This is a genomic window from Pseudoxanthomonas suwonensis 11-1, from assembly GCF_000185965.1.
Classification (GTDB): domain Bacteria; phylum Pseudomonadota; class Gammaproteobacteria; order Xanthomonadales; family Xanthomonadaceae; genus Pseudoxanthomonas; species Pseudoxanthomonas suwonensis_A.
On the sequence record NC_014924.1, the window covers coordinates 2,203,802 to 2,220,053 of the forward strand.

Genomic DNA, 16,252 nt, shown 5'->3' on the forward strand with positions numbered 1-16,252 from the left:
CCGATGCAGGAACTTAACCGGCGGCCACTTACCGTCGCGCGAGGCCGTCCATACGGCCAACCGCACGCCCCGGGGACTGTTATGGGATTTGACGCGGCAGAAACAACCTCGGGATGATAGCCGCCCCTTCCATACACAACCGGATGGTTCTCCCATGCTCCCAGGTCTCGACGGACTCCGATTCAGCCACTGGCAAGCCGCCAGGCGAGACGACGGAGTCGTGGTACTGGCGCTGGACCGCTCCGATGCGGCGGTCAACGCGCTGTCGCAGGACGTTCTGATCGAGCTGGGGGACATCGTCGAGCGCCTAGCGATCGACCCGCCCCGCGGCGTGGTGTTCAGCTCGGCCAAGGCCAGCGGCTTCATCGCCGGCGCCGACCTGAAGGAGTTCCAGGAATTCGACCGCCGCGGCACGGTCAACGACGCCATCCGCCGCGGCCAGGCGGTGTTCCAGAAGGTGGCCGAGCTGCCCTGCCCGACCGTGGCCGCGATCCACGGCTTCTGCATGGGCGGCGGCACCGAGCTGGCCCTGGCCTGCGACTACCGCGTGGCCAGCAGCGACCCGTCCACCCGCATCGGCCTGCCGGAAACCCAGCTGGGCATCTTCCCCGGCTGGGGCGGCAGCGCACGCCTGCCGCGCCTGGTCGGCGCCCCGGCGGCGATGGACATGATGCTCACCGGCCGCCGCCTGGCCGCGAAGGCCGCACGCAACATCGGCCTGGTCGACAAGGTGGTCGAGCCGGCCGTGCTCGAGGACACCGCCGCGGCACTGGCGCTGAAGGGCCTGGAGCGTCCGTTCGGCCAGCGCTTCAAGGGCTGGGCGACCAACACCTGGCTGGCGCGGAAGATCCTGGCGCCGCAGATGGCCAAGCAGGTCGCGCGCAAGGCGAAGAAGGAGCACTACCCTGCCCCGTACGCGCTGATCAACACCTGGGCGCGCAGCGGCGGCGCCGGGATCCAGGCCCGCCTGGACGCCGAGCGCCGCGCGGTGGTCAAGCTGGCCGCCAGCCCGACTGCGCGCAACCTGATCCGCATCTTCTTCCTCAGCGAGCGGCTCAAGGGCCTGGGCGGCAAGGATCACGGCATCGCCCACGTGCACGTGGTCGGTGCCGGCGTCATGGGTGGCGACATCGCCGCCTGGGCGGCCTACAAGGGCTTCACCGTCACCCTGCAGGACCGCGAGCAGCGCTTCATCGATGGCGCCCTCGCACGCGCGCAGGAACTGTTCGCCAAGCGGGTCAAGGACGATGCCAAGCGCCCGGCCGTGGCCGCGCGCCTGCAGGGCGACCTGGCCGGCGACGGCGTGGCGAAGGCCGACCTGGTGATCGAGGCGATCATCGAGAACCCGGAGGCCAAGCGCGAGCTGTACCAGTCGCTGGAGCCGCGCATGAAGCCGGACGCGCTGCTGGTCACCAACACCTCCTCGATCCCGCTGGACGAGCTGCGCGGCCACATCGCGCGCCCGGCGCAGTTCGCCGGCCTGCACTACTTCAATCCGGTGGCGCAGATGCCGCTGGTGGAGATCGTGCGCCACGCCGCGCTGGATCCGGCCACCGAGCAGCGCCTGGCGGCGTTCTGCAAGGCACTGGACAAGTTCCCGGTGCCGGTCGCCGGCACCCCGGGCTTCCTGGTCAACCGCGTGCTGTTCCCGTACATGCTCGAGGCCGCGCACGCCTACGCCGAGGGCATCCCCGGCGCGGTGATCGACAAGGCGGCGGTGAAGTTCGGCATGCCCATGGGCCCGATCGAGCTGATCGACACCGTGGGCCTGGACGTGGCCCAGGGCGTGGGCGCCGAGCTGTCGCCGTTCCTGGGCCTGCAGCTGCCGGCGGCGCTGTCCACGGTCGAGCCCGGCAGGCGCGGCAAGAAGGACGGCCAGGGCCTGTACACGTGGCAGAAGACCGAGAAGGGCAGCAAGCCGGTCAAGCCGGAGGTGCCGCAGGGTTACAAGGCCCCGGAGGACCTGGAGGACCGCCTCATCCTGCCGCTGCTCAACGAGGCGGTAGCCTGCCTGCACGATGGCGTGGTCGACGATGCCGACCTGCTCGATGCCGGCGTGATCTTCGGTACCGGCTTCGCACCGTTCCGCGGCGGCCCGATCCAGCACATCCGCGCCACCGGCGCCGACGTCCTGCTGGAGAAGCTCAAGACGCTGCAGGCGCGCCACGGCGAGCGCTTCGCCCCGCGCCAGGGCTGGGACAGCGCGCTGCTGCGCCAGCCGCCGGTGTAAGCCGCGGCCACGCCGCGCCGGCGCACGCCGACGCGGCAGATGGCTGGAACAGGACGGGGCGGCCAATGGCCGCCCCGTTGCGTTTGCCACATCCGGCAGCGCAGCGGATGCCGCTTATTCGATGCCGGCCTCGTGCAGCATCCGTCGCAGGAACGCGATCTGGGCGTCGCGGCGGTCCGGCCCGTCGTAGCGGCGCACGATCCACCACTCGCGCGCGGTGGTGGACTGGCCCGGCTCCAGGGTCACGAAGGGCGCGTGGACTTCGAGCTCCATCAGGCTCGGATAGGCCGGGTCCGGGCGCCAGTCCAGGTACAGCTCGACCTGGCCCTGCTCCGGATGGATGCGCTCGACCGGCTGCTTCTCGAAATGGATCACGAAGGCCTGGCCGGCGTTGAAACCGGCGATCCAGCCGGCCTCGGGCTGGATGAACACCTTGCCGCGCCGGCCCTGCAGGCCCTCGCCCGGCGGCAGCAGTTCCAGCGAGAACAGGCCGTCGTCGCTGCTGGTCACCAGCGCGTCGTAGCCGTCCTCGGTATCCGAGCGCACGCGCACGCCGCTGCCATCGGCGGCCACCGGCACGTAGACCCGGGTGTCCGGCGGCACCCGCGAGTTGAACCAGATATCGCGCGACACCGGCTCCTTGCGGATGTTGCGCATCTCCACGGCGAGCTCGGCGCGCTCGTGGGAAAGGTCGAAGCCCTGCACCAGCTGCACGCCGCTGACCGGGCTGGCGGCGCCCTCCAGCACCAGGCGGGTATCGCCCTGCTCCAGCACCCGGGTCTTCCCATGCGACAGCCAAGGATCCGGCGGCCACACCGCGGCAGCCTTGCGCCGCGCCTGGTTGAGCGTCTGTCCGGTCCACCACTGCGACTGCGGTCCGGTCCAGACCTCGTGCCCCATGTACGGGATGTTGTCGGCATTGGCCGACACCTTCGGATCGGGCTGGCTGTCCACCGCCTCGCCCACGCGCAGCAGGTTGGGCGCGCCGGGCAGCGAGATATGCAGCATGCGTCCGCCCAGCCGTGGCGAGACTTCCAGCTGGAGTTGCGGACTCTCCAGGCGCACGCGTGCCTGGTCGTTGCCATCGGCGGTCGCGGCCGTGGGCGCCAGGCCCAGGGCCATCGCCAGCAGCGCGGTTCGCACGGGGGAACTGCTCTGGGCCATCGGCTCCACCTCGGTTGGCCAACCGCCATGCGCCCGCGCCCGGTGGCGCAGCCGCAGGCGGGCGGGTTCACATGGTGTGGGTCGGCTTCTCGGCGTTGACCTGGCCGGCCAGCAGGGTCTCGATGCGGTTCTTGACCGCATCGCCGTCGGCGCCTTCCGGGAACTGCACGCCGATGCCGGCGGTGCGGTTGCCCTGCGCGCCGACCGGCGTGACCCAGACCACCTTGCCGGCGATCGGCAGGCGCTCGCTGGAATCGGGCAGGGTCAGGAGCAGGAACACCTCGTCGCCGAGGAAATAACGCTTGGGCGTGGGCACGAAGATGCCGCCATTGCGCACGTAAGGCATGTAGGCGCCGTACAGTCCCGCCTTGTCCTTGACCGCCAGCGACAGGATGCCCTGGCGTCCGCTTGCAGCACTCATCGTTTTCCCCCGTTCCTGCGCGGCTAAGTCGTCGTACTGCGTGCCAGGTCGCGCCAGCCAAGCAGCAGGTCCGCCATCACCAGGTCGGCCCGAACGGTGCTGCGCAGCAGCTCGCGGGCGCGGTTGGCGTTGTCGAACCAGGCCGCCAGCTTGTGCAATCGGGCCGGATCGGTCAAGCCGGCCGAAGCCTCGCCCACGGCGTGTTCCGCGGCATGGCGCAGGCGCTCATCGCCGCGGTCGTCGGCACCCCAGCGCTGGGCCACTTCCAGCGGATCGGCGCGGCCGGCGCCAATCGCGGCCAGGTCCGCGGCCACGGTCTTGCGCAGGGCCAGGCCATCGCCTTCCAGCCAGCTGGCGGCCAGGCCGGGGTGGCCACGCGCCGCAGCCAGCGCCTCGGCCGCGGCCTCGGCGGCATGGCCACGGGCCTGCAGCCAGGCCATGGATTCCGCGCGCGGCGGCAGGCGCATCTCCAGCCGCTGGCAACGGCTGCGGATGGTGGCCGGCAGGCGCGCCGGGCTGGCCGAGACCAGCCACAGGTAGCGGCCCGGCAGCGGTTCCTCGAGGGTCTTGAGGATCGCGTTCCAGGCGCTGTAGTTGACCGCGTCGGCCGGCTCGACCACCGCCACCCGCGAGGTGAAGCTGGCCGACACCTCCAGCCGCTCGGACAGCTGGCGCATCTGCTCGATCACGATCTCGGTACGCATGCGCGCCGGCGTGGGCTTCAGCCGCCACTCGTAACCGACGAAGATCAGGTCCGGGTGGGCGCTGTGGCCATTCGGCTGGGCCAGCGAACCGTCGGGGCGGGTCTCGACCGGGTCGCGCTGGGTGCGGGTAGCGAACAGCTCGCAGCTGCGGCAGCGGCCACAGGCGCGGCCATCGGCCCGCGAATCGCACAGCACGTACTGGGCCAGCGCCTCGATCACCGCGCGCTTGCCCAGCCCGGCCGGGCCGCACAGCAGCAGGGCGTGGCCGAGGCGGCCGGAATCCAGGGCCGCGGCAGCCTGGTCGTACAGGCGCCGCTGCCAGGGCGCGAAGGCGTCCAGGCTCATGCCTGCACCTGCCGGTCCAGCCATGCGGCCACGGCCGCGGCCACGTCATGTCCCACCGCCTGCGGCGGCTGGGCGGCGTCGATCAGGGCGAAGCGCTCCGGTTCGGCCTGCGCGCGCTGGCGGAAGCCGCGGCGCACGCGCTCGAAGAACTCGTCCTGCTCGCTCTCGATCCGGTCCGGGAACAGGTCGCGGCCGCTGGTGCGGGCACGGCCCTGGCGCACGTCCAGGTCCAGCAGCAGGGTCAGGCCCGGGCGCATGCCCACGGTGCGCTGCTCCAGGTCGGCGATCCACCGTGGATCCAGTCCGCGGCCGGCGCCCTGGTAGGCGTAGCTGGAGTCGGTGAAGCGGTCGCTGACCACGAACGCGCCACGCTCCAGCGCCGGGCGCACCACCTCGGCCACGTGCTGGGCGCGGGCGGCGAACATCAGCAGCAGCTCGGTCTGCGGGTGCAGCGGTTCGGCCACGTCCTGGCCGGGCGCGGAACGGGCCAGCAGCAGTTCGCGGATACGCTCGGCCAGCGGCGTGCCGCCGGGTTCGCGGGTCTGCACCACCTCGTGGCCACGCGCGGCCAGCAGCTCGCGCACCGCCGCCAGCGCGGTGCTCTTGCCGGCGCCCTCGCCGCCTTCCAGGCTGACCAGGCGCGGATGCATCGGCAGGGCTGCACTCACTGCTTCTGCTCCGCTTCGCCCTGCGCCGGGCAGTTGCGCTTGCGCTGGAAGCAGTCGACCGCGCGGTTGTGCTCGGCGTAGGTGGCCGAGAACACGTGCGAGCCGTCGTTGCGCGAGACGAAGAACAGGGCGTCGCCCGGGGCCGGGTTCACTGCCGCTTCCAGCGCGGCGCGGCCGGGCATGGCGATCGGGGTCGGCGGGAGGCCGGGACGGGTATAGGTGTTGTACGGCGTATCGGTGGTCAGGTCGCGCTTGCGGATGTTGCCGTCGTAGGCGCTACCCAGGCCATAGATCACGGTCGGGTCGGTCTGCAGCAGCATGCCTTTCTGCAGGCGGCGCGAGAACACGCCGGCGATCTGCGGACGCTCGTGCGCCTGCCCGGTTTCCTTCTCCACGATCGAGGCCAGGATCAGCGCCTCCTCGGGCGAGCGCAGCGGCGTGTCCGGCGCGCGCTTCTCCCAGGCCTGGGCCAGGGCCTGCTCCATCGCCGCGTGCGCACGGCGCAGGATGTCCAGGTCGCTGTCGCCACGCTGGTACAGGTAGGTCTCGGGCAGGAAGCGGCCTTCCGGATGCTGGCCGGAATGGCCCAGCGCTTCCATCAGCGCCGCATCGTCCAGCTCGGTGGCCTCGTGCAGCAGCGGGTCGGCCGCGGCCAACGCGGCGCGCAGCTGGCGGAAGTTCCAGCCCTCGACGATGGTCACCCGGTAGTGGATCACCCGTCCGTCGCGCATGCGCTGCAGCAGCTCGCGCGGAGTGATGCCCGGCTCCAGCGCGTATTCGCCGACCTTGAGCCGGCCGGCCGCGCCCAGCTGCCTGGCCAGCAGCCGCCACTCGATGTCGTGCCCGGCGGTGATGCCGGCCTCGCGCAGGCGCGCGATGACCCGGCGCGGGCCGTCGCCGCGCTCGATGCGCACGCTGCCGGGCGCCTCGCCGGTCCAGGCCGGGCTGTCGGCAAACCGCTGGTAGTGGCTCCAGCCCCAGGCCGCCGCGCCGCCGGCCAGGACCAGCACCGCGAACAGCAGGCCCAGCGCGACACCGAATACACGCTTACATCCGCCGGCCACGTCCACCTCGTTCCCTTACAGGACGCTCAGGATACCGCGCCGCACGCATGCACCGCCGCTCATGCCTGCGGCACCAGCGCCCGCAGCAGGCCGCGCGCCTTGGCCCGGGTCTCGTCCAGCTCGCGCTCGGGCACGGAGTCGACCACGATGCCGGCGCCGGTGCGGAACACCGCGGTATTGCCGGAGACCTCGGCGCTGCGGATCAGGATGTTCAGGTCCATGTCGCCATTGCGGCCCAGCCAGCCGATCGCGCCGGTGTAGGCGCCGCGCGGCACCTGCTCCAGCTCGGCGATGATCTGCATGCAGCGCACCTTGGGGCAGCCGGTGATGGTGCCGCCGGGGAACACCGCGGCGATCACCTCGCCGGGCGTGGCATCGGCGCGCAGCCGGCCGCGCACGTTGCTGACGATGTGGTGGACATGGGCGTAGCTTTCCACCGTCATCAGCTCGTCGACCTCGACGCTGCCGGGCGTGCACACGCGGCCCAGGTCGTTGCGTTCCAGGTCGATCAGCATCACGTGCTCGGCGCGCTCCTTGGGATGCCCCACCAGCTCGCGGATGCGCTCGCCATCGTCGTCGCCGGGAAACCGCGGACGGGTGCCGGCGATCGGACGGGTCTGCACCTCGCGCCCGTGCACCGATACCAGCCGCTCCGGCGAGGAACTGGCCACCGCCCAGCCCTCGCCCGCGAACAGGCCTGCAAACGGGGCGGGATTGGCCTGGCGCAGGCGCGCGTACAGCGCGGCCGGATCCAGAGGTGCGTCGAAGGCGGCACGCCAGCCGCGCGAAAGATTGACCTGGAACACATCGCCGGCGCGCAGGTAGTCGAGCACGCGCCCTACCCCCTCGATGAAGCGCTCCGGCTCGTCCTCGGCGATTTCCGCGGGCGGTTGCCAGGCAGGCAGCGGCGCCAGCGTGCCGCAAGCTTCGATGTCCGCGCGGACGCGCTCGAGCAGGCGCTCCTGCCCCGGCTCGGCGATGGCCACGCACTCGCCGCTGGCGCGGTCGCGCAGGACCGCCGCCGGGCATCGCAGGGCCAGCGCCGGCGGACGTCCGTCCTCGCGCCGTGGCAGGCGCAGCACCGGCTCGACCTGCGCGGCCAGCTCGTAGTCCAGCAGCAGGGCCCAACCGCCCAGGAAGGGCCAGCGCGGGTCGGAGGTGTCGTCCCGTTCGCGCTGCCACCAGGCATCCAGCGCCTGCAGGAAGGTTCCAGCGTGTGCCGCTCCTTCGAGGTCGCGGCTGACGCCATCGCCATCCAGGCGCAGGCCACGGCCGTCGGCGACCAGCAGCAGGTCCCAGCGCCCCTGGACGGTGCCGGAAGCTACCGATTCAAGCAGCAGCGGATAGCGCGCCGGCGCCTGCCGGTGCAGGGCCAGCAGGTCGAAGGACGCCGGAAGCGCGAGCGGTTGCAGCATGCGTTGGACGGTTCCGGCGGGCGCCGGCCGGAGCCGGCGCCGCGACCGTCAGATGCGGCCGAACACCAGGGTGCCGTTGGTGCCGCCGAAGCCGAAGCCGTTGGACACGGCCACGTCGACCTTGGCCTGGCGCGCCACGTTGGGCACGTAGTCCAGGTCGCAGCCCTCGCCCGGGTTCTCGAGGTTGATGGTTGGCGGGACGATGCCGTGGTGGATCGCCAGCACCGAGAAGATCGCCTCGACGCCGCCGGCGGCACCCAGCAGGTGGCCGGTCATCGACTTGGTCGAGCTGACCATCATCTTGTAGGCGTGGTCGCCGAAGGCGCGCTTCATCGCCAGGGTCTCGGCCAGGTCGCCCAGCGGGGTGGAGGTGCCGTGCGCGTTGAGGTAGTCCACCTTCGAAGGGTCGATCTTCGCGTCGCGCAGCGCGGCCAGCATGCAGCGCGCGGCGCCGTCGCCATCCTCGCTCGGGGCGGTCATGTGGTTGGCGTCGGCACTGGCGCCGAAGCCCAGCAGCTCGGCATAGATGCGCGCGCCGCGGGCCTTGGCGTGCTCATATTCCTCCAGCACCAGGATGCCGGCACCGTCGCCCAGGACGAAGCCGTCACGCTCCACGTCCCACGGCCGCGAGGCGCGCTCCGGATCGTCGTTGCGGGTGGACATGGCCTTCATCGAGCAGAAGCCGCCCATCGAGGTCGGCGAGGAGCCGCGCTCGGCGCCGCCGGCAACCATCACGTCGGCGTCGCCGTGCTGGATCAGGCGCATCGCCGTGCCGATGGAATGGTTGGAGGTGGCGCAGGCGGAGACGGCCGAGAAGTTCGGTCCCTTCAGCCCGCGGATGATGCTCAGCTGGCCCGGCAGCATGTTGATGATGGTGCTGGGCACGTAGAACGGCGAGATCTTGCGCGGGCCGCCCTCGAGGTACTTGGCGGTCTGCTCCTCGATGCCGAGGATGCCGCCGATGCCCGAACCGATGATCGCGCCCACGCGCTCGGCGTTGGCGTCGGTGATCTCCAGGCCGGAGTCGTCCAGGGCCATGAAGGACGCCGCCAGTCCGTAGTGGATGAACGGCTCCATCTTCTTGGCGTCCTTGGGCGGCAGGAACGCGGTGGGGTCGAAATCGCGGATCTCGCCGGCGATGCGGGTGGCATAGGCGCTCGCATCGAAATGCGTGACCGGGCCGATGCCCGACCTGCCGTTGACGATGCCGTCCCAGCTGCTGGCCAGGTCGTTGCCCAGCGGCGAGACCATGCCCATGCCGGTGATGACGACGCGACGCTGACTCATTGGCGGCTCCTGCTTCTCACGGTGCGGGGATGCGCATGCCGCGGCCGCTGCGGCCGGACATGCACGGGGCCGCATGCAGCGGCCCCGTCGAATGTGGTCGCCGCGGACCACGCGGGTCCGCGGGCATGGCTCGCGTCAGCTCTTGACGTGGGCCTTGATGTAGTCGATCGCCTGCTGGACCGAGGTGATCTTCTCGGCCTCTTCGTCCGGGATCTCGCACTCGAACTCTTCTTCCAGGGCCATCACCAGCTCGACGGTGTCGAGCGAGTCGGCGCCCAGGTCGTCGACGAACGATGCGCTGTTGGTCACTTCCTCTTCCTTGACGCCGAGCTGTTCGACGACGATTTTCTTGACGCGCTCTTCGATGGTGCTCATGGGTTTGCTGCTCCAGGCGGAGTGGTTGTTGGTCGAACCGGCGCCAGAATGCGCGGCCCGGGTTTCACTGATCCACAAGGCGGATAGTGTAGTCAAAAGCCGTGGCCACTGGCACCCGCTTAAAAATGCAGGCGGTTCAGTGGGTTGCGCGACCTTTGGGGTCTGTTGGGGCGGGTACCGGAGCCTATATCAGGCCATGTACATGCCGCCGTTGACGTGAAGGGTTTCGCCGGTGATGTAGTTGGCGTCCGGGCCGGCGAGGAAGGCCACGGCGCGGGCGATGTCCGCCGGCTCGCCGAGGCGGCCCAGCGCGATCTGGCCCAGCATCGCCTCCCTGGCGTCGGCCGGCAGGTCGCGGGTCATGTCGGTATCGATGAAGCCCGGGGCGACCACGTTCACGGTCACGCCGCGGCTGCCGATCTCCTTGGCCAGCGACTTGCTGAAGGCGATGATGCCGGCCTTGGCCGCGGCGTAGTTCGCCTGGCCCGCGTTGCCGGTGGCGCCGATCACCGAGGCGATGTTGACGATGCGGCCCTTGCGCGCCTTCATCATGCCGCGCATCACCGCCTTGCAGCTGCGGTAGACGCTGGTCAGGTTGGTGTCGAGGATGGCCTGCCAGTCCTCGTCCTTCATGCGCATGAGCAGGTTGTCGCGGGTGATGCCGGCGTTGTTGACCAGGATCGAGACCGCGCCGAACTCCTTGGTGATCGAGTCGATCAGCGCTTCCACCGCGCCCGGCTCGTTGACGTCGAGCCTGCGGCCATGGCCACCCTTGCCCGCCAGGCGCTCGCCGATGGCCTGCGCGCCGTTGTCGCTGGTGGCGGTGCCGATGACGGTGGCGCCGCGGGCGGCCAGCTCGTCGGCGATGGCCGCGCCGATGCCGCGGCTGGCACCGGTAACAAGGGCGATCTCGCCGCTCAGGGGCAGGTTGCTCATGTCGACTCCTGGTTCGTATTCAGTGGGGGCCGCGCCGCGGCCCCGCGGAGGTCAGCGCCAGTCGGCCAGCGCGGCGTCGAAGTCCGCGGCTGCGCCGATGGCGCGCGCGTCCAGCGACTTGTCGATGCGCTTGGCCAGGCCGGCCAGCACCTTGCCGGGCCCGCACTCGGCGATGTGGGTGGCGCCACCACCGGCCAGGGCCTGGACGCAACCGGTCCAGCGTACCGGCAGGTAGAGCTGGCGCACCAGCGCGTCGCGGATCGCCTCGACGCTGTCGTGGACCTGGGCGTCGACGTTCTGCACCACCGGCAGCGACGGCGCCTGCCACTGCAGGCCGGACATCGCCTCGCCCAGGCGATCGGCGGCCTGGCGCATCAGCGGGGTATGGGAAGGCACGCTCACCGCGAGCTTGACCGCCTTGCGCACGCCACGCTCGGCCAGCAGGGCCAGCGCGGCGTCGACCGCGGCGGCGTCGCCACCGATCACGATCTGGCCGGGCGAGTTGTAATTGGCCGGGACCACGATGCCGCTGGACGAGGCCTGGGTGCAGACCTCCTCCACCACCGCGTCCTCGGCACCGAGTACCGCGGCCATCGCGCCGGTACCGGCGGGGGCGGCATCCTGCATCAGCTGGCCGCGCAGGCGCACCAGGCGGGCGCCGTCATGCAGCGACAGCGCACCTGCTGCGACCAGGGCGGTGTACTCGCCCAGGCTGTGGCCGGCCAGCTGCGCCGGCTGGGCACCGCCCTGGGCCTGCCACGCGCGCCAGACAGCCACGCCAGCGGCCAGCAGGGCCGGCTGGGTGAACTCGGTGCGGTTGAGCTGGTCCTCGGGACCTTCCTGCGACAGCGTCCACAGGTCGACACCGGCGCCCTCGGAAGCCTCGGCGAATGCTTCGCGCACCCGGGGGTGCGCCGCCGCCAGTTCGGCGAGCATGCCGATCGACTGGGAACCCTGACCGGGGAAAACAAAAGCAAGCGTCGGCTGGGTCACGTGCTGTCGCGGATCGAAGAAGGACGGCGATGATACGGGCGGAACGCGTCGTTTGTCTGTACGACCGCGTATGTGCAGGTGCCCGCGCGACGCCTCGCGCATGCCCCGGAAACGGCGAAAGGCCGCACGAAGGCGGCCTTTCAATGGTCGTTCGGCGACGCCGGCGACTCAGTAGCGCAGCAGCGCCGAGCCCCAGGTGAAGCCGCCACCGAACGCTTCCAGCAGCAGCAGCTGGCCACGCTGCACGCGGCCCGAGCGCACCGCCTCGTCCAGCGCCAGCGGCACCGATGCGGCCGAGGTGTTGCCATGGCGGTCGACGGTGACCACCACGCGGTCCATCGACATCTCCAGGCGCTTGGCCGTGGCTTCGATGATGCGCAGGTTGGCCTGGTGCGGGATCAGCCAGTCGAGGTCGCCCTTGCCCAGGCCGTTGGCCTCGAGCGTCTCGTCGACCACGCCGTCCAGCGCCTTGACCGCGTGCTTGAACACCTCGTTGCCGGACATCAGGATGCGCACGCCGGCATTGGTGGCGTCCTTGTCGAAGCCGCTGGACACGCCCGCCGGGCAGTGCAGCAGCTCGCGCTTGCTGCCATCGGCGTGCAGGTGCGTGGACAGGATGCCGGTCTCGCTGTCGGCCTTGAGCACGACCGCGCCGGCGCCGTCGCCGAACAGCACGCAGGTGGTGCGGTCGTTCCAGTCGACGATGCGGGTAAGGGTTTCGGCGCCGATCACCAGCGCGGTGCGCGCGGCGCCGGTCTGGACGAACTTGTCGGCCACGCTCAGGGCGAACACGAAGCCCGAGCAGGCGGCGTTGACGTCGAAGGCGGGGCAGCCGGCGATGCCGAGCTTCTGCTGCACCAGGCACGCGGCGGACGGGAAGATCACGTCGGGCGTGGTGGTGCCGACCACGATCAGGTCGATCTCGTCGGGCGAGATGCCCGCGGCCTCGATCGCCCTCAGCGCGGCCTCGTAGGCCAGGTCGCTGGTGGCCTGCCCTTCGGCGGCCACCCGGCGCTCGCGGATGCCGGTACGCGTACGGATCCACTCGTCGCTGGTGTCGACCACCTTGGCCAGGTCGTCATTGGTGACCACCTTCTCCGGCAGGTAGCTGCCGGTTCCGGCGATGCGCGAATAGATCCGCTCGCTCATGCGTACTCCCGCAGGGAAGGCTCCCGCGGGAGCCGGAGATTGGCCGCAAGCCGGACGGGCGCGGGGCGCCCGTCCGGATCGGGTTCTCAGTCTTCCTCGACCACCGAGGTCTTGGTGGCGATGACCTTCTTGCCGCGGTAGTAACCGTCAGCGGTCACGTGGTGGCGCAGGTGGATCTCGCCGGTGGTCGGGTCGGTCGACAGCTGCTTGGCGGTCAGCGCGTCGTGCGAACGGCGCTGGCCACGGCGGGACGGGGTGACACGGGATTTCTGCACAGCCATGGGATTGCTCCAAACTCGGTTGAATTGCGTGTTCTGGTAAAGCCTCGAAGCCACCCGCCGGTGCCGTTCCAGGGCGCCTTTGCGCGGCGGCGCGGCCGTCCTACTTCTTCTTCAGGGCCGCCAGCGCCGCGAACGGGCTGGCTGCCTGCTGTTCTTCCTCGCTGGCCGACCAGGTGCGGTCGACCGGCTCGCTGTCCGGGGCGACCGGGACCACCGGCAGGGCGAGCACCAGCTCGTCCTCCACCAGGTCCAGCGGCCTCAGCATGCCGTCCTCCGGCACGAGCAGCGGCTCGTACCCGGGCGGCAGCGCGGCTTCCTGCTCCTCGTCGCGGATCAGGCCCAGGCGCTGCACCGCCTTCACCGGAAACACGAAGCGCTCCAGGCTGCGCTGGCAGACCAGCGGCAGGCCGGCATCCAGCGTCAGTTCGATGAACGGCACCTGCAGGGCGTCGTGGCCGAACTCAAGCGTGAAGCTACATTCACCTTCGGTGTCGGCAAGGCTGTCCGCAAGACGCGACAGCGCCGAAAGCGCCACCCGCCCATCGAACTGACGCCTCGCGGCGACCATCCTCCAGGCGTCCAGCGTTTCGGGGACCTGCACAGCGGGCGCACCAGCGGACATAAGCCGCTGAATGTTAAGGACCGCGATGCCCCATGTCAAACCCGCGTCATGAACGTTTGCCGGCTGGCGCGGTTGGCGGGAGACTGGCGCGCCCATTTGACCACGAACCACCCATGCTCGTCCTTGCCTCGACCTCTCCCTACCGCCGTGAACTGCTGCAGCGCCTGCGCCTTCCCTTCGAATGCGCGCGCCCGGAGGTGGACGAAACCCCGCTGCCCGGCGAGGAGGTGGCGCCACTGGTGCGACGCCTGGCCGCGGCCAAGGCCGGCGCCGTGGCCGCGGCCCGCCCGGGCGACTGGGTGGTCGGCTCCGACCAGGCCGCCGAGCTGGACGGCCGCATCCTCGGCAAGCCCGGCGGCCGCGAAGGCGCGGTGGCCCAGCTGGCCTCGATGAGCGGGCGCGTGGTGCGCTTCCATACCGGCGTATGCCTGCACGGCCCCGGTGGCGTGTTCGCCGCCGGCGACGTGACCCGGGTCCACTTCCGCACCCTCGCCCGCGACGAGATCGAGCGCTACGTCGACGCCGAACAGCCGTTCGACTGTGCCGGCAGCTTCAAGTGCGAGGGCCTGGGCATCACCCTGTTCGAGGCGATCGAGTCGCATGACCCCACCGGCCTGGTCGGGCTGCCGCTGATCGCGCTGGCCGGCCTGCTGCGCAAGGCCGGCTACGCCCTGCCCTGACCCCGCCGACTGCCCCGCCGCGCAGCCACCCGCGGCGGCTCATCCGGCCGGGCAGCGCGGGGTGTCGACCTTCTGCATCCAGCCATCCTCGGTGCTGCCGTCGCGTCCATGCACGCGCAGCGCCAGGCGGTGGCTGCCCGGCGCGATCCACGCCGGCAGGGTCCCGGCCGCATGGAAGCCGACATGCGGATGGCCCGGATCGCTGCTGTTGCCCCAGTACGCGGCCACCTGCGGCGCCTCCCTGCCGTACTCGGTGCGCGCCAGCACCCGGCCGTCGAGCAGCAGCTCCACCGCTTCCACCCCGACCCCGTCCTTGAACGCCCAGCCGCTGGCCTCGTACTGGCACGCCAGTTCGCCTCCGGGTGCGGGCGCGTCGATCCAGGCCAGGGCCGGCAGGGTGCACTGCCCCTCCGCGCGGCCCGGCGGCAGGCGGAACAGCAGGAAGCGCTGGGCCAGGTTGTCGACCCCGACGACCTGCGGTGGCGGCAGCGGGCCGACCCACTCGCACAGCGACTGGTAGTACTGAAGCAGTTCGCGGTAGCGCACGTCGCTGGCGGAGACCACCAGCAGCACCGGGGTATCCAGCGGCCGCTCGACCAGCAGGCCCCACAGCGCCAGCTGTGGCGCGCGTCCGTGGTGGGCGTTGAGCGGGTGCGGCAGCACCCGGATGTCCGGATCGCCCATGGCGAAGCCCAGCTCGGCCCCGACCTTGAAGCTGTCGGCCACCAGCGCGGTGCCGTCGGGCATGTCGGCCAGCGCCTTGCGCACCTCGCCAGCCAGCTGCTCCCAGCCGGCGAAATTGCGCGGGTAGTGCTTGCTGCCCGCCAGCTCGGCACGCACCGGCGGCAGGGACACCGCCAGCAGCCAGCCCAGCGCGAGCACGGCGCCGGCGGCGGTGGTCGCCCAGGTCGCGATGCGCCAGCCGCGCGGCCATCCCTGCAGCAGCAGCGCAGCCATCGGCAGCAGGGCGAGCCAGGCCGGCAGCGGCCAGTGGAAGCTCACCCGCTCGGCATCGGCGAAGAAACCCAGCACGAAGAAGCCGGCGGCGACGAACACCCCGAACAGGCCGAGGAACCGCCACGGTGGCCGCAGCGCGCGCGGCGGCCGCGCGCAGCGCCAGCCGGCCAGCAGCATCGCCGCCAGCAGCAGCGGGGTCACAACGACGGCCTGCACCGGCAGGAACAGCAGTCCACCTGCATGCAGCGACCACGGGTGGCGGTCGACCAGCTGGAAGCGCACCCCGGCATCGCCATGGTCCAGGTTCCACAGCAGCAGCGGCGCCCAGGCCAGCAGGCCCACCGCCAGCGCCAGCAGCACCCGCGGATCGGCCAGCAGCCGGCGCCCGTGCGGGACCAGCAGCAGGGCCGCGCTGCCGGCCACCAGCACGCCGCCGAAGCGGTAATGGCTCAGCGCGCCCAGGGCCAGGCCGATGCCCAGCTCCAGCACCATCAGTGCAGTGACATGGCGCAGCAGGCGCGTGCCCGCGTGCAGGCACAGCACCGTGGCCAGTGCCAGCGGCACGTCCGGCAGGGCCAGCACGCCCAGGGTGCCGACCAGTGGCATCAGCACCGCAAGGCTGCCGGCATGCCAGCCGGCCTGTTCGCCGAACCAGCGCGCGCCGATCCGCACCACCCACCACGGCACGATCGCGCCCATCAGCAGGAACGGCAGGCGCAGGGCCAGCAGGTGGTCGCCGCCGATCCAGGTCCCCAGCCGGGCCAGCCACGCGGTCATGCCCGGCAGGTCGGAATAGGCCGGGGCCAGGTGCCGGCCCTCCTGCCAGTAGAACGCCTCGTCCACGAACAGCGGCAGCTGCGCCGCCACCGCGAGCTTCACCAGGCAGGCCGCGATCCAGAGCAGGAGGAAGGCCCGGCGCGCCCCGGTCCCGGACTGCATACCCGGTACACTCCCGACCCAT

At 71.3% G+C, this 16,252-nt stretch carries 16 protein-coding genes; 2 read left to right on the forward strand and 14 right to left on the reverse strand.

What is annotated here, in order from left to right:
• Positions 1-154 precede the first annotated feature (154 nt).
• Positions 155-2,230, forward strand: a complete 2,076-nt coding sequence (locus PSESU_RS09990) for a 3-hydroxyacyl-CoA dehydrogenase NAD-binding domain-containing protein (protein WP_013535659.1) — start codon at positions 155-157, stop codon at positions 2,228-2,230.
• Positions 2,231-2,344: 114 nt separating this feature from the next.
• Here PSESU_RS09990 and PSESU_RS09995 read toward each other — a convergent pair whose 3' ends face one another.
• From PSESU_RS09995 to PSESU_RS10055, 13 genes are all read right to left on the reverse strand, one after another.
• A complete protein-coding gene (locus PSESU_RS09995) occupies positions 2,345-3,373 on the reverse strand; it encodes a DUF4380 domain-containing protein (protein WP_155942870.1) in 1,029 nt (342 codons plus the stop codon).
• A gap of 88 nt (positions 3,374-3,461) precedes the next feature.
• The gene (locus PSESU_RS10000) at positions 3,462-3,815 is read right to left on the reverse strand and encodes a PilZ domain-containing protein (protein WP_013535661.1); all 354 of its coding nucleotides are present in this window, start codon (positions 3,813-3,815) and stop codon (positions 3,462-3,464) included.
• Between the two features lie 23 nt (positions 3,816-3,838).
• A complete protein-coding gene (locus PSESU_RS10005) occupies positions 3,839-4,864 on the reverse strand; it encodes a hypothetical protein (protein ID WP_013535662.1) in 1,026 nt (341 codons plus the stop codon).
• On the reverse strand, positions 4,861-5,532 hold the full coding sequence (gene tmk / locus PSESU_RS10010) for a dTMP kinase (RefSeq protein ID WP_013535663.1): 672 nt from the start codon (positions 5,530-5,532) through the stop codon (positions 4,861-4,863). The genes PSESU_RS10005 and tmk overlap by 4 nt, the downstream gene beginning before the upstream one ends.
• Positions 5,529-6,596, reverse strand: coding sequence for an endolytic transglycosylase MltG (gene mltG, locus PSESU_RS10015; protein ID WP_013535664.1), 1,068 nt, complete (start codon positions 6,594-6,596; stop codon positions 5,529-5,531). The genes tmk and mltG overlap by 4 nt, the downstream gene beginning before the upstream one ends.
• A 59-nt stretch (positions 6,597-6,655) precedes the next feature.
• On the reverse strand, positions 6,656-8,011 hold the full coding sequence (locus PSESU_RS10020; RefSeq protein WP_013535665.1) for an aminodeoxychorismate synthase component I: 1,356 nt from the start codon (positions 8,009-8,011) through the stop codon (positions 6,656-6,658).
• A gap of 48 nt (positions 8,012-8,059) precedes the next feature.
• Positions 8,060-9,298, reverse strand: coding sequence for a beta-ketoacyl-ACP synthase II (gene fabF / locus PSESU_RS10025; protein WP_013535666.1), 1,239 nt, complete (start codon positions 9,296-9,298; stop codon positions 8,060-8,062).
• A gap of 135 nt (positions 9,299-9,433) precedes the next feature.
• On the reverse strand, positions 9,434-9,673 hold the full coding sequence (gene acpP, locus PSESU_RS10030) for an acyl carrier protein (protein ID WP_013535667.1): 240 nt from the start codon (positions 9,671-9,673) through the stop codon (positions 9,434-9,436).
• 189 nt (positions 9,674-9,862) lie between these two features.
• Entirely contained in the window at positions 9,863-10,609 is a 747-nt protein-coding gene (gene fabG, locus PSESU_RS10035) for a 3-oxoacyl-ACP reductase FabG (protein WP_013535668.1), read from the reverse strand.
• 51 nt (positions 10,610-10,660) lie between these two features.
• Positions 10,661-11,602, reverse strand: a complete 942-nt coding sequence (gene fabD / locus PSESU_RS10040; RefSeq protein ID WP_013535669.1) for an ACP S-malonyltransferase — start codon at positions 11,600-11,602, stop codon at positions 10,661-10,663.
• A gap of 168 nt (positions 11,603-11,770) precedes the next feature.
• On the reverse strand, positions 11,771-12,751 hold the full coding sequence (locus PSESU_RS10045; protein ID WP_013535670.1) for a beta-ketoacyl-ACP synthase III: 981 nt from the start codon (positions 12,749-12,751) through the stop codon (positions 11,771-11,773).
• 86 nt (positions 12,752-12,837) lie between these two features.
• Positions 12,838-13,032 (reverse strand): 50S ribosomal protein L32, encoded by a 195-nt coding sequence (rpmF, locus tag PSESU_RS10050; RefSeq protein ID WP_013535671.1) that lies wholly within the window; start codon positions 13,030-13,032, stop codon positions 12,838-12,840.
• Between the two features lie 100 nt (positions 13,033-13,132).
• Positions 13,133-13,654: a YceD family protein gene (locus PSESU_RS10055; RefSeq protein WP_013535672.1), complete on the reverse strand. Its 522-nt coding sequence runs from the start codon at positions 13,652-13,654 to the stop codon at positions 13,133-13,135.
• A gap of 113 nt (positions 13,655-13,767) precedes the next feature.
• Between PSESU_RS10055 and PSESU_RS10060 the strand changes: the two genes are divergently transcribed.
• Positions 13,768-14,334: a Maf family protein gene (locus PSESU_RS10060; protein WP_013535673.1), complete on the forward strand. Its 567-nt coding sequence runs from the start codon at positions 13,768-13,770 to the stop codon at positions 14,332-14,334.
• A 39-nt stretch (positions 14,335-14,373) separates the two neighbouring features.
• Here PSESU_RS10060 and PSESU_RS10065 read toward each other — a convergent pair whose 3' ends face one another.
• A complete protein-coding gene (locus PSESU_RS10065; protein ID WP_013535674.1) occupies positions 14,374-16,230 on the reverse strand; it encodes an ArnT family glycosyltransferase in 1,857 nt (618 codons plus the stop codon).
• Between the last annotated feature and the right edge of the window lie 22 nt (positions 16,231-16,252).